General features: G+C 66.9%; 9 protein-coding genes. 4 read left to right on the top strand and 5 right to left on the bottom strand.

Going from position 1 to position 13499, the window contains the following annotated elements; all coding sequences use genetic code 11:
* Positions 1–3 precede the first annotated feature (3 nt).
* From J6U32_RS23595 to J6U32_RS23580, 4 genes are read left to right on the top strand one after another with little or no spacing between them, the layout of a single operon-like run.
* Positions 4–1245 (top strand): acetyl-CoA C-acetyltransferase, encoded by a 1242-nt coding sequence (locus J6U32_RS23595; protein WP_208792397.1) that lies wholly within the window; start codon positions 4–6, stop codon positions 1243–1245.
* Positions 1242–2018 (top strand): 3-oxoadipate enol-lactonase, encoded by a 777-nt coding sequence (gene pcaD, locus J6U32_RS23590; RefSeq protein WP_208792396.1) that lies wholly within the window; start codon positions 1242–1244, stop codon positions 2016–2018. The genes J6U32_RS23595 and pcaD overlap by 4 nt, the downstream gene beginning before the upstream one ends.
* The gene (locus J6U32_RS23585; RefSeq protein WP_208792395.1) at positions 2015–2797 is read left to right on the top strand and encodes a CoA transferase subunit A; all 783 of its coding nucleotides are present in this window, start codon (positions 2015–2017) and stop codon (positions 2795–2797) included. Before pcaD ends, J6U32_RS23585 begins: the two co-directional genes overlap by 4 nt.
* 52 nt (positions 2798–2849) lie before the next feature.
* Complete coding sequence (locus J6U32_RS23580; RefSeq protein WP_208792394.1) at positions 2850–3548, top strand: CoA transferase subunit B; 699 nt, start codon at positions 2850–2852, stop codon at positions 3546–3548.
* On the opposite strand, the gene J6U32_RS23575 is transcribed toward J6U32_RS23580, so the two are convergent.
* From J6U32_RS23575 to benA, 5 genes are all read right to left on the bottom strand, one after another.
* Complete coding sequence (locus J6U32_RS23575; RefSeq protein WP_208792393.1) at positions 3494–6016, bottom strand: helix-turn-helix transcriptional regulator; 2523 nt, start codon at positions 6014–6016, stop codon at positions 3494–3496. The two genes, J6U32_RS23580 and J6U32_RS23575, sit on opposite strands and share 55 nt — an antisense overlap.
* 259 nt (positions 6017–6275) lie before the next feature.
* Positions 6276–7880 (bottom strand): HNH endonuclease signature motif containing protein, encoded by a 1605-nt coding sequence (locus tag J6U32_RS23570; protein ID WP_208792392.1) that lies wholly within the window; start codon positions 7878–7880, stop codon positions 6276–6278.
* Positions 7881–8572: 692 nt separating this feature from the next.
* Positions 8573–11377 (bottom strand): benzoate 1,2-dioxygenase electron transfer component BenC, encoded by a 2805-nt coding sequence (gene benC / locus J6U32_RS23565; protein WP_208792391.1) that lies wholly within the window; start codon positions 11375–11377, stop codon positions 8573–8575.
* A gap of 16 nt (positions 11378–11393) precedes the next feature.
* Positions 11394–11951, bottom strand: a complete 558-nt coding sequence (benB, locus tag J6U32_RS23560) for a benzoate 1,2-dioxygenase small subunit (RefSeq protein WP_208792390.1) — start codon at positions 11949–11951, stop codon at positions 11394–11396.
* Between the two features lie 50 nt (positions 11952–12001).
* Positions 12002–13426 (bottom strand): benzoate 1,2-dioxygenase large subunit, encoded by a 1425-nt coding sequence (gene benA / locus J6U32_RS23555; protein ID WP_208792389.1) that lies wholly within the window; start codon positions 13424–13426, stop codon positions 12002–12004.
* Between the last annotated feature and the right edge of the window lie 73 nt (positions 13427–13499).

Here is a 13499-nt window from a genome sequence, read left to right as displayed (position 1 = left end):
AGTATGAGTTCTGGCACCTCACGCACTTCCGCCACCGATGTGGTCATCTGCTCCCCGCTGCGCACCCCGGTGGGCCGGATGGGTGGCGCGCTGGCGCCGCTGACCGTCACCGACCTGGCGACGACACTGCTACGCGAACTCGCCACGCGGACCGGCCTCGGCGAGGGCGATGTCGACGACGTCATCCTCGGACAGGGCTATGCCAACGGTGAGTCGCCCGCCATCGGACGCATGGCCGCCCTCGACGCCGGTCTCGGCATCGGCGTGCCCGGCATGCAGGTGGACCGCCGATGTGGCTCGGGACTGCAGGCCATCCTCAATGGTGCCGCCCAGATCGCCTCCGGGGGAGCCGAATTGGTCGTCGCCGGCGGTGCAGAATCGATGTCGAACGTCGAGCACTATGCGCTCGGTCTGCGGACCGGGGTGCGTCAGGGCGGCGTCGAGCTGATGGACCGCCTCGATCGGGGTCGCCTCACCGCGGGCGGACAATCGCACCCCGTGCCCGGTGGGATGATCGAGACCGCCGAGAACCTGCGCAAGAAATACTCGCTGAGCCGCACCGAGCAGGACGAACTCGCGGTGCGCTCCCACGAAAGAGCCATCGCCGCACACGACGCCGGGCGCTTCGCCGACGAACTCGTGCCCGTCGCCATCCCGGGGCGCCGCGGGAAACCCGATACCGTCGTCGACCGCGACGAGCACCCGCGTGCCGACGCCGACCTCGCGAGCCTGTCGAAGCTGCGCGCCATCCGCTCCCGCATCGACCCCGAGTCGACGGTCACCGCCGGTAATGCGTCCGGCCAGAACGACGGCGCGGCCATGTGCGTCGTCACCACCCGCGCCGGTGCCGAAAAGTGCGGTCTCGCACCGCTTCTGGCACTGCGTTCCTGGGCCGTCACCGGATGCGCCCCCGAGGAGATGGGGATCGGACCGGTCGGCGCCACCGCGGCGGCATTGGGCCGCGCCGACCTGACCCTCGCCGACATGGATCTGATCGAGCTCAACGAGGCCTTCGCCGCACAGGTGCTCGCCGTCCTCGCCGAATGGGAGATCGACCCGACCGACGAACGCCTGAACCCCAACGGTTCCGGGATCTCGCTGGGGCATCCGATCGGCGCGACCGGCGCCCGCATCCTGGCGACCGCGGCGTATGAGGCACGACGTCGAGACGCCCGCCACGTCCTGGAAACCATGTGCATCGGCGGCGGTCAGGGACTGGCCGCGGTGTTCGAGGTGATCCGATGAGCGCGGTCGAGGTCGCATCGTATGTGAGCGGACCCGCCGACGCGCCGGTCGTCGTGTTGTCGAACTCGCTGGGCTCCGACCACCGCATGTGGGACGCTCAGGTCCCCGAACTCGAGAAGACCTTCCGGGTGGTGCGCTATGACACCCGGGGACACGGGGCGTCGCCGGTTCCGCAGGGGCCGTACGGGATCGACGACCTCGCCGACGATCTCATCGCCCTACTCGACCGCCTGGGCGTCGAGCAGGCCGCCATCGTGGGGCTCTCCCTCGGCGGGATGACCGCGATGCGGGTCGCCGCGCGCAACCCGGACCGTGTGCGCAGCCTCGGATTGCTTTGTACCTCAACGTATCTGGGGCCGGCGGCCGGGTGGACCGACCGCGCCGCGGTGGTACGCGACGGTGGATCGGTCGCCGTCGCCGACGGCGTACTCAGCCGCTGGTTCAGCCCGGGATTCCTTGCCGACAAGTCGAATTCGGACCGATTGGCCTACTACCGGGACATGATCGCCGCCACCCCGGCCGAAGGGTACGCGGGCTGCTGCGAGGCCATCGCCGCGATGGATCAACGCGACGAGATCTCCGCGATCACCGCGCCGACCCTCGCGATCGCCGGCGCCGACGACCCGGCCACCCCGCCGCAGATGCTCGCCGACATCGTCGACGCCGTTGCCGACGGCACGCTGCTCGTCGTCGACGACGCGGCACACCTGGCCAACGTCGAACAGCCCGCCACCATCACTGCCGCCCTCATCGAACATCTGGAGAAGTCATGAGCATCAACAAGGTTGCCGCGTCCGCGGCCGAGGCCGTCGCCGACATTCCCGACGGCGCGAGTCTCGCGGTCGGCGGATTCGGGCTCTCCGGAATCCCCAGGTTCCTCATCGACGCGCTACTCGCCCAGGGTGCCGGGAACCTGACCATCGTCAGCAACAACTGTGGCGTCGACGGCGCGGGTCTCGGACTCCTGTTGGAGGCCAGGCGAATCGACAAGGTGATCGCCTCCTACATCGGCGAGAACAAGGAGTTCGGCCGCCAGTTCCTCGCCGGTGAGGTCACCGTCGAGCTCACCCCACAGGGAACGCTGGCCGAACGGATGCGGGCCGGCGGCAGCGGGATCGGCGCGTTCTTCACCCCGACCGGCGTCGGTACCCTCGTCGCCGACGGTGGTCTGCCGTGGCGATACAACTCCGACGGTTCGGTCGCGCTGGCGTCACCGGCCAAGGAGGTCCGCACCTTCAACGGTCAGGAGATGGTGCTCGAGGAGTCCATCGTCACCGACTACGCCCTGGTGCGTGCCGCCGTCGTCGACACGGCGGGCAACTGCTGCTTCCACGCCGCCGCCCGCAACTTCAATCCGCCCGCCGCGATGTCGGGGCGGATCACCATCGTCGAAGCCGAGAAGGTGGTGCAGGTCGGTGAACTCGGCCCCGATCAGATCCACCTGCCGGGGATCTTCGTCAAGCGGATCGTCGAGCTCACCCCGGAACAGGCCGCCGACAAGGGAATCGAGCACCGCACCATCCGGGAGCGGCCGGCGGCCGTCTCGGCGTGATCTCCCGACCCGCCCGATCGACTGCCACCCTTCACTTTCCGAGGAGAACATCATGACCTGGACCCGCACCGAGATGGCCGCCCGCGCGGCACGCGAGTTGCGTCCCGGCGACTACGTCAATCTGGGGATCGGGCTGCCGACGCTCATCCCCGATCACATGCCCGCCGATTCCGACATCGTGCTGCACGCCGAGAACGGCATCCTCGGGGTGGGGCCGTTCCCGTACGACGACGAGGTCGACCCCGATCTGATCAACGCGGGCAAGCAAACCGTGTCGGTGCTGCCCGGTGCGTCGTATTTCGATTCCGCCACCAGCTTCTCGATGATCCGCGGCGGTCACGTCGACGTCGCGGTCCTCGGTGGCATGCAGGTGTCGGCGAACGGTGATCTGGCCAACTGGATGGTGCCCGGCGCGATGGTCAAGGGCATCGGCGGTGCCATGGATCTTGTCAACGGCGCCGGACAGGTCATCGTGCTGATGGAGCACGTCAGCAAGAAGGGCGACCCGAAGCTCGTCGCGGAGTGCTCGTTGCCGCTGACCGGTAAGGCGGTGGTGAGTAGGGTGATCACCGATCTCGGTGTCTTCGACGTCACCGGAACGGGATTCGACGTCGTCGAATTGGCTCCGGGAGTGGAGTTCTCCGATGTGGAGGCCAAGACCGGTGCGCCCGTCGTCGACAACACCGACACCAACGGTCAGGATCGCGACGCCGCCAACTCCGACCTCGACCGCAGTCCGAGCTTGGCGTAGATGCGGGTGAGGTGGTACTGCACGGTCTTGGGCGAGATGTACAGTTCGGCAGCCACTTCCCGATTCGACAGCCCGCGGGCGACGAGCGTCGCGACGGCCTCTTCCTGAGGGGTCAGGTCGGTGACGTCGCGATCAGCACGAGTGGAGGCGCCGGCGTGCCCGGTGTGTACCCCGCCCGCCTTCAGCTCCCGATCGCACCTCTCGACATACGTTGTCGCACCGAGGGAATGATAGATCTCGCGTGCAGTGGCCATGACGGTGTCGGCGGCTCGGCGTTTGCCTGCCCGTCGCAGCGTCTGGCCGTAGGCGAAGTTCACGCGCGCGAGGTCGTAGCGCAGCGGCAGGCCGTCCAACAGCTGCAGTGACCGCTCGAAAGTTCTTCGTGCGCCGTGGATGTCACCGGTGGAACCGAGTAGACGGGCACGCGCATAGCCGAGTCGTGCTGCCGCCGAACGGTGTCCGCGCACCGCGGTACGTTCCTCGAACGGTGTGAGCAGGGCGTCGGCCTCGTCGAGTTGGCCGTCGACGACCAGTGCGTTGGCGAGGACGTCGACCCACGGCCACCATCCGGGCTCGACGAGAGCGGGGGTGTCTTTGGCCATCTGCCGCAGAGGTTCGAGGGTGCGGATCACCTTGCCGTAATCGGCGGCGGCCTCGGCGAGTTGTGCTCGCGCGAGCAGCGTCGGTATCCGCATGATCTCGTAGTCGCCGGCGGGCGCCGCCGCCCGGTCGGCTGCATCGTGTGCGGATGCCCAGTCTCCGCGGAGCGAATGGATTTGCGCCGCAGTCCAGTTCAGCAAGGGTGTGACCAGCTCGATGCCACCCCGGTGGGCGAGATCGCGTCCTCGCTCCACGGTGACGAGCGCGGTATCCCAGTCGCCGGTGAGGAATTCGACGCGGGCGAGCCACGCCAGCGACCAGAGAGAGATCCGGTTGGAGCCGCCGAGAGCGGCCATGGAGACGGCGGTCTCCAGATGGCTTCGGGCGCTGCCGATATCGTCGATGCCGAGTTCGAGCCAGCCGCGCCCCATGGAGACGCGCTGCGCCTGAGGTCCGAAGCGTACGCGTTCGGCGAGGTCGGTGTACGAGGCGACGGCGCCGGTCGAATCTCCCGACCACGCCTGTCCGAGACCGCGGATGACTGCGGCCTCGATTCCGGCGGGCGAGTTGTCGCCGGCCATCTCGATGGCCCGATCGGCCCAGTCGACGAGTTCGTCCCCGCGGCAGCGGACGAGATGGTGCAGGACGAAGCGCTGCGCTATCAGTGCGGCGACATCGGGTTCGCGCTCGAAACTGACTATTCCCCAAGCGCGTTCGAGCCGAAGGTGGGCGTCGGCGGACCGGCCGCGCAGGATGGCGAGATATGCCAGGGTGGCGTTGCGCAGCGCGGTCTCACGCAGGCTCTCCACGATCGGCACGTACGACGCCGCGCTCACACAGTCGCCTGCGGCGAGCAATGCATCGACCGACAGGGTGGTGCGTTGGTCACTGCGAAGCCGATCCGAGGTCAGACGACCGGCTTGTCGGTAGAGTTCGGCGGCCGCAGCCCACTCGCCGTCGGTGGCGCGGGCCTGGGCGAGCGCGTCGAGTTCGTCGGCGAGCGCGGCGTCGGGGACCGGGGTCGCGGCGACACGGTGATTGAGCCGGTGCACCGGATCGGTCACCAGATCGGCAGCGCGGCGATGCATTTCGCCGACGCGACGGATTCCCATCACCTCGAGCACCGCGGCCTGTATCAGCGGTCCGGCGATCCGGGGATGCGCATCGGCCGGTACCAGAGCGGCCGGAGCCTGGACGAGCCCGGTGCGCAGAGCGTCGTCGAGGGCGTCGAGCGGGTCGGTGATGCCTGCCAATTCGATTGCCACACCCAGTGACTCGTTGTCGTGGAGTATGCAGAGTGCTTCGATGAGTCGGCGGGCGGGTGTGGGGCACGCGCCGAGTTCTTCGCGGACCGAGCTGACGACGTAGCCGGGCGCGGGTAGCGCGATGCCCGCCTGCGACCAGGCTCGTCCCGGTAGCTCGTCCAGCAGGCTCAGTATGTCGCGCGGATTGCCCGCGGTGTGGTGGGTGAGCCTGTCGACAACCGTCGGATGAACCGCTCGTGCGCGGGCCGTGGCCAGTGCGGCCACGGCGTCGCGGTCCAGCCCGGCGAGTGGCATCACATCGGGTAGGAGAGACATCAGTGCCGACGATTCGTGTGTGGCAGCGAGGAGAACGAGGTGCGTCTCGTGCTCTTCGCCGATGACCTCGGTGAGTTCCGCCGTGTCGAGGGCGTCGGCGTCGTCGATGGTGCGAATCGACAGGTCCTGCTGCGCAGCGAGTTGCGCGACGCGACGCAGCAGCGTGCTCTTGCCGATGCCGGAGGCGCCGGTGACCAGGAGGTAGGACGTCTGCGTCAGCTGAGCCGCGCGTTCGAGGATCTCGCCGACCTCGCGATCACGACCGATACAACCGGCCTCGATGATCATCCCCACATCCTAGTTGCGTCCCCTCGGGGGGAACGGATGTTTCACCCAAGGGCCTTGGCACCCTTTCCCCGACGACCGGGCCGCCCTTCCCCCGGTGGTCGAGGCTTTACCCCCGATGGTCGAGGACCTTCCCCCGGCGGTCGAGGACCTCCCCCTGGGTGCTCGAGAGCCCTTCCCCCCGATGGTCGAGGTGCGAGGCGCGTGCGCCGAGCCTCGAGACCCGGTGAGCCACAGCTGGTTCCACCCCACAGCGAACCGGTCACCGCGGATAGGTGACAATCACCTGCCCCGTCCGCCGGCTCCGCCACTCCACCCTCCGATCCAGAAAGAGCGTCGGCACCCACTCCGCAAGATGCTTGCGCTGGTGATCGGCCCGACACAGCGGGATCAGATCGCCGAGCACCGTCCATCCTCCGGCCTCGGGGTCGGCATGGTTGAAGGGTCGCCAATGATCAAGGTCGCACAGGTGTGACGGCATCCCACAGAACGGAAACCGGCACCACGCATCGTTGGCCAGCACCTCAGCACGCAACGCAGCGCTGGGTGCATAGGTCAATGCCCCAGGAGGTGGCACAGTGTGACCACCGTGCCCGGTCGGATCCGCCGGCGGCGCTTGCGGCCGGTCGGAGATCTGCGGGATCAACGGACCAGCAGCACGCACGGATTCGGGGTAATGGATCGTCTTCGCCACGTCGGCGAGGGTGGTGGCGTAGTCGGGGTCGATCGGCCCGTACCCCTGCAACCGGGGCACCAGCACACCGTCAGGGTCCTTCAACACCGTCAGGACGGGTGCGCCGGGTACGACCAGGGCACGTCCGAACGCCACGGGCACCTCATCCGGGGTGGGTGAATTAATGGGGTCGGGGATTTCGGGTTCGGCGACCGGCTCGACCAACTCCACCAACTCGACGTCGGGAGCGTCGGCGGGTCCGGGTAGCCGGTCGTCCCACGCATCCGCAGCGTCAGCGGGGGTTTCCGCCGAGTCCCTGTTGACGGCACCGCTGCCTTTCGTGCACGTGGCCAGACCGCATTCACAGTCGAGGTGCGCCCCCGGCACGCCGGTGATCTCCCCAAGGGCGATCACCCGCAGCGATCCCACTCGACGCGGGTCCTTGCGGCAGGTCCGTTCTCCGATCAAGGCGTTGATCTGGGTGGTGAGGAACACCCCGTAATGCGCGGGAACAACCGCATCGAGGTTGGAGTGTCCAGCGACATCCGGGGTGATGGTCACGTTTCCCACCAGATCGGTGATGGTGTCGCGGTCCTCGATCACACTGTCGGGGTTCATCGAAATCAGCGCAGCGTCGAGTTGTTGGGACAGCACCGGATCGGTGGTGGCCCGGGACCCGTAGTCCAGGACGATCTCCTCGAACGACATCTCCTCGTTGTCACCGGACTCGTCACCGCCGCTACTGTCGGTGTCGGTGTCGGTGTCGGTGTCGGTGTCGGTGTCGATGTCTCCGCCGCGTTGGGCGGCGCGCGCCATGATCGAAGCCCGATTCGTCGACAGTTCCCCATTCAAGTAGGCGGCACGGATCAGGGGGAACTTGTCCAACAGATCCGCCAACGCTATCCAGCTCCCGGCCTTGCTACGGGAAACCTTGAACTGCAACGACACCTCAGCGCGGCCGAGTCTCTCGGCGTGCTCGACCACCGAACCCCACACACCGGTCTCGGGTCGACCGGCCAGATGCTCACGAAACACCCGCTCCGCCAGAGCGGCAGCGGCCAGGACTGTTCGGGCTTTGTATTTGCGGGACTGGCGGAGCAGGTCCGGGCCGGTTTCGGTGAGCTCATCGCGCGACATGGCTGTGATCGCGGCAGCGTCGGCATCCGGGTCGGTGAACGTCAACGTCGTCGACACCCGAAACCTCCCCTCCCGCGATCGGTGATCCAACCTATGGGCACAAGTGTACGAAGGGGTACCGACAAAACCGGTCCGGCGATCGCCACACCGGAGAAATCTGTGGACAACTTTATTCGCGCGTCGATTGGGAGCCGATGTGGTTGCGATGCTTGTCATCTCGCCAGGGTCTCGAGGCTCGCCGCACGCGGCTCGCACCTCGACCACCGGGGGGAAGCGTTCGAATGACGCTCCGGGCCTTCCATCCGATGGTCGAGGTGCCGAGGAGCGATAGCGACGAGGCCTCGAGACCCCTCTCGCCGACAGGTATCCGCACCACCCGCCGAGCCGAACCAGCATCGGCACAAGCGGTCTCGAGGCTCGCCGCACGCGGCTCGCACCTCGACCACCGGGGGGACAGAACGAGCGTCGGAAGGTGGAAGCGCTCGACCACCGGGGGAAGGGTCGACCATCGGCCAGGAAACGCTCCGTCGTTCTACTCCGATGGTCGAGGTGCCGAGGAGCGCCAGCGACGAGCCTCGAGACCCCGCTCGCCGACAGGTATCCGCACCACCCGTCGAGCCGAACCAGCTCCGGCGCAAGCGGTCTCGAGGCTCGACGCACGCGGCTCGCACCTCGACCACCGGGGCAAAGGATAAACGCCGGACCGTGGAAGGGCTCGATGACCCGGGGGAGGTCTCGACCCGGCGGGGCTACCCCTGATCGCCGCCGGCGACCGGCAGGACCGATCCGGTGATGTAGGAGGCTTCGTCGGAGGCGAGGAAGCAGATGGCGGCGGCCTGCTCGTCGAGGGTGCCGTACCGTTTCAGCAGCGACGAGGAGATTGTCTGCTCGATGTGCGCGTCGAACCACTGTTGCTGTGTCTCGCTCTGCGGGGTGGGCGTGCCACGGGAGATCCGCCGCGGCGGGGCCTCGGTGCCGCCAGGAGCGGTGGCCACCACACGAATGCCGTTGTCGGCGTACTCCATTGCCAGCGATGCGGTGATCGCGTTGACGCCGCCTTTGGCTGCCGAGTAGGGGATGCGATGGATGCCGCGGGTCGCCGCCGACGACACGTTGACGATCACACCCGATCCGTGGGCCACCATCGAAGGCAGAGCTGCTCGGCACGCGTAGAGCGTTGTCATCAGGGACCGATCGATCTCGGCGCGGATCTGTTCGTCGGTGAACTCGACGAACGGTTTGAAGTTGATCGCGCCGCCCACGTTGTTGATCAACACATCGACCCGGCCGTATGTCTCGATCGCGGTGGCGACGACAGATGCTGCGCCGTCGTAGGTTTCGAGATCAGCAATACTTCCGACTGCCTGGCCGCCGAGATCGGTGACGTCGGAGACGAGTTCGTCCACGAGTTCCGATCGGTCGGCACAGACGACGCGACCGCCCTCGGCGCCGATGCGCCGTGCGGTGTGTGCGCCGATACCCTGCGCGGCTCCGGTCACGATCACCACCTTGCCGGCAAAACGACCCGGGGTGATGAAACGTGGCCGCCGCGAGGCCATCTCATCGGCCATGGCGCGCCGCATCGTCTGCTTGGACCGCTCGGCATGTGCGGAGATCAATCCGCGGGCCCGGTCGCGGTTGCCCGACGCGAACGCCTCGACGATGTCGATGTGGTCCTGCGCGCACAACGGATGACACCACGTCGCATTGCGCAGCACCTCGCCCATCCGGCCCTTGACGCCGAGCGCCTGGTAGGCGGCGAGCAGATGATCGTTGCCGGTGAGTCCGAACAGGTAATCGTGGAACGCGGCGTTGGTCTCGGTGTATTCTGCGGCGTCGACGAACGAATCCCCCTTGACGTAGGGCAATGTCGCCTCGGCGAGCAGCCGGTAGCCGGCCAGCTGGCGACTGGTCATCCTGCCGAGAGTCAGCTCCAGCGCACCGAGTTCGAGCGCCGCGCGCGCCTCGAACAGCGCATCGGATTCGTGGATACCCGGGTGTTCCTCGCCGATTTCGTAGCCCTGCTCGGTGACGGTGGGCACGGTCTCGACGACGGGTTCCGTCTCGGCCACCGTTTCCGTCTTGTCAACCGGCACAGCCTCGGTCAGCGGCGCGGTCTCGGCCTCCGCGAAGACCGTCTGTCCGGCGATGCCCCGAGCCTCGCTCGCGGCGAGCAGGTCACCGCCGTCCGGGTCGAGATCGTCGCCGGCGCCGTGCGCAGTCCACACCTGCTGACCGGCGATACGTGCGATGGCGCCGTCGTCGACGAGCGGGGCGGCATGTTGTTCGTGAGGGCCGATGTCGCGCGGTGCGAGCACCTGCTGCCCGGCGATGCCACGGGCGTCACGGGCGGGGATCACCGGGTCCTCGTCGACAACCACAGCGGTCGACGGGAAGTCCTGCACTGCAGAGTTGCCGCCGCCATCGATGGAGATGCTCTCCTTCGCGGCTGCGGGTACCGCAAGCGCGAACTTCTCGTAGTAGAAGCCGACCGGCTCGATACCCGCGTCGGCCACATGGGCGCGGACGGACTCGACCATCGGGGGCGGTCCGCACAGGTAGATCGCGACATCCCCGTCGTAGAGATGCTCGGGTCGGATCAGGGTCATCACATAGCCCTTGTTCACCGCCGAGCTGTTCGGGTCGGAAACACAATGGTCCCAGGTGAATCCCGACAGTTCTCGCGAGAAGTACTCGATCTCGTCGAGCGCGACCAGGTCGGTGTCGGTGGAGACGCCGTAGATGAGATGCACCTTGCGGGCGCTGTTGTCGTCGTGCATCTTTCGCAGCATCGACAGGATCGGCGCGAGACCGGTGCCGCCGGCGAGCAGAAGTACCGGCCGGGTGGCCTCACGCAGGAAGAACGAGCCGTGTGGGCCGGTGAAGCTGATCTCGTCGCCACGCTGCGCCCGGTCGGTCAGATAGTCCGACATCGCGCCGCCGGGCGTGAGCTTCACCATGAAAATCAGCCGTTCCTCGTGCGGCCCGTTGGCAAACGAGTAGGACCTCCGCAGTGGCTGACCGGTCCCGTTGCCGTCGGCGTCGAGTGCCTCGGTGCCCGGTACGGCAATGTTGACGTACTGTCCCGGCAGGAATGCGAGGTCGCCGCGGTTGCCGATCTCGATGCCCACGCGCATTGTCGATTCCGAGAGCCGTTCGGGGCTGACGATGGTGCCGGTGAAGTCGCCCGCGGCCGTCTTCGCGATGTCGGAGGTCGCGGCGATCCGCAGGACGAGATCGGACTGTGGCTTCATGCAGCACGGCAGCGCATAGCCGTCCGCGCTCTCGGCCGCCGACAGCGCGTCGTCGATGTAGGTGCCGCCGTCGTACTCGCCGGATTCGCAGAATGCCTTGCAGGTTCCGCATGCCCCGTCGCGGCAGTCGAGTGGGATGTTGATCCGTTGACGGTAGGAGGCGTCGGCGACGGTCTGATCCTCGCGGCAGGTGACGAACCGGGTGACCCCGTCCTCGAAGGTCAGGGCCACCTGGTGGGTGGGAGCCTGGGCGCCGGTCGGAGGACTCGCCGACGTCGGCTGGTCAGTGGTGAGAGTCATTCTGGCACCCGCCTTCTCAGAAGTGGTAGACGTCCACCACGTGGTGGATGTAATCGTTCTTGAGTACGACGGTCTTCCGACGGATCAGCGGTGACTCCCCGGAGAAGTCGATGGTGTAGAACGAGGTGCCGTAATACGGGTCGACCGTGTGATACCGGAAATACATCGTGTGCCAATTGAATCGGACGTCGACGAGATCGCCGCGCCGCTCGATGACCTCGACGTTGCTGATGTTGTGACTGGTGCGCGGCTCGGGAAGTGAAGTCGCCGAGGAGCGTTCGGTGCGAATCCGGAACACCCGGTCCTCGAGGCCACCCTTGTTGGCGTAGTAGATGAGTGAGATCTCGCGCTGCGGGTTCTCGACCAGACGGTCATCGTCGTCCCACGCCGGCATCCAGTAGACGACGTCGTCGGCGTAACACTCGAGCCACTTCTCGAACTCGCGGTCGTCGAGGTAGCGGGCCTCGCGGTAGAGGAACTGCTCGATCATGTTCTGGGTGATCAGCGTGGTGCCGGCCTTGTTGGATGGCGAGGGGGTGGATGGAGACGGGGTGGACAGGGATTCGGTGGTCATTGGGATCTGCCTTCTGCGAACGAAAGTGGGCTGGGAGGTCGGCTCGTCGCTCACGCCTGACGCGTGGCGGCCTCTTCTTCGGCGACGGCGGCTCGCATGGTCTCCAGCCAGTAGCCGTGCTGGACGGGATAGAGCCCCTCGTCCTCGTTCTTCTTTCCCGCCGAGACGATCTCGGTCATGCCCAGGCTCTGCGCCACCGGGTCGGGGCCCGAGAGCCAGTGTTGCGCACCGCGGCTCATGTCGTTCCACGGTGCGGCAGTGGCGTGGAAGGTCAACTGGCAGGAGCGGAACTCCTCGAGGTCGTCCGGGGTCGCCATGCCGGAGGCGTTGAAGAAGTCCTCGTACTGGCGGATGCGGTGTGCGCGGGCGGTGTCGCTCTCACCCTTGGGTGCGATGCAGTAGATCGTCACCTCGGTCTTGTCCGGCGCGATCGGCCGGAAGTGGCGGATCTGCGTCGAGAACTGGTCCATCAGATACACATTCGGGTACAGGCACAGATTGCGTGACCCCTTCACCATGAATTCGCCCTTGGCGTCGCCGAACTTCGCCTTGAGCTCGTCCATCTTGTCCCACAGCGGACGGTCCTGCGGGTTGGCCGCCCACGTCCACAGGCACAGGTGTCCGTGCGGGAACGACCAGTACCCGCCGCCGGACTTGCCCCACCCGCCGGCGTTGAGGGCCTTGGTGTCGTTCTTGGATTCGCCGGTGTTGCGCCGTGAGGTCGTCGCCGCGTAGTTCCAGTGGGTCGCCGTCACGTGATAGCCGTCGGCGCCGTTCTCCGCCTGCACCTTCCAGTTGCCGTCGTAGGTGTAGGTCGACGAGCCGCGCAGCACCTCGAGGCCCTCGGGTGACTGGTCGACCAGCATGTCGATGACGGTGCGGGTGTCGCCGAGATGCTCCTCGAGTGGCAGCACGTCGGGATTGAGGCTACCGAACAGGAATCCGCGATAGTTGCCGAACTTCGCCACCGTGGTCAGATTGTGAGAACCGTTGACGTTGAACGTGTCCGGGTAGCCGGCGCCGTCGGGATCCTTCACCTTCAGCAGGGTGCCGTCGTTGCGGAAGGTCCACCCGTGGAACGGGCAGGTCAGCGTCATCCGATTGTCGGTCTTGCGGCGGCAGATCATCGCCCCGCGGTGTGCGCACGCGTTGATCAGGCAGTGCAGCTCGCCGTCCTTGCCGCGGGTGATCATCACCGGTTGGCGACCGATGTAGGTGGTGAAGTAGTCGCCGGGGTTGGCGACCTGGCTCTCGTGGGCCAGATAGATCCAGTTGCCCTCGAAGATGTGGCGCATCTCGAGCTCGAAGATCTCCTCGTCGGTGAAGATGCGTCGGTTCGCCCGGTAGATGCCGGCGTCGCGATCGTCGATGACGGCCTCGGACAGTACCGAGCGGACGTGCTCCGACGGTGCCGCGGGAACGACGGTCGAGAACGCCTCGGGAGTCGAGTGGTCGGGCCGATCGGTGACGGTCATGGCTACCTCCTGGGTGTGGGCTGTGTTTCGACTCTCGCAGCACGTGTCACCCATCACACCGGCATTAACCCCA

Origin of the sequence: Gordonia polyisoprenivorans (genome assembly GCF_017654315.1) — a bacterium.
GTDB classification, from domain to species: Bacteria; Actinomycetota; Actinomycetes; order Mycobacteriales; family Mycobacteriaceae; genus Gordonia; species Gordonia polyisoprenivorans_A.
The sequence above is the reverse complement of the archived record's forward strand: the minus strand, read 5'-3'. Positions and strand labels throughout refer to the sequence as shown.

Bases quoted from the DNA above. Each gene is read 5' to 3' on its own strand.
- J6U32_RS23595 (WP_208792397.1), top strand. From the start codon at position 4: ATGAGTTCTGGCACCTCACGCACTTCCGCCACCGATGTGGTCATCTGC.
- pcaD (WP_208792396.1), top strand. From the start codon at position 1,242: ATGAGCGCGGTCGAGGTCGCATCGTATGTGAGCGGACCCGCCGACGCG.
- J6U32_RS23585 (WP_208792395.1), top strand. From the start codon at position 2,015: ATGAGCATCAACAAGGTTGCCGCGTCCGCGGCCGAGGCCGTCGCCGAC.
- J6U32_RS23580 (WP_208792394.1), top strand. From the start codon at position 2,850: ATGACCTGGACCCGCACCGAGATGGCCGCCCGCGCGGCACGCGAGTTG.
- J6U32_RS23575 (WP_208792393.1), bottom strand. From the start codon at position 6,016: ATGATCATCGAGGCCGGTTGTATCGGTCGTGATCGCGAGGTCGGCGAG.
- benC (WP_208792391.1), bottom strand. From the start codon at position 11,377: ATGACTCTCACCACTGACCAGCCGACGTCGGCGAGTCCTCCGACCGGC.
- benB (WP_208792390.1), bottom strand. From the start codon at position 11,951: ATGACCACCGAATCCCTGTCCACCCCGTCTCCATCCACCCCCTCGCCA.
- benA (WP_208792389.1), bottom strand. From the start codon at position 13,426: ATGACCGTCACCGATCGGCCCGACCACTCGACTCCCGAGGCGTTCTCG.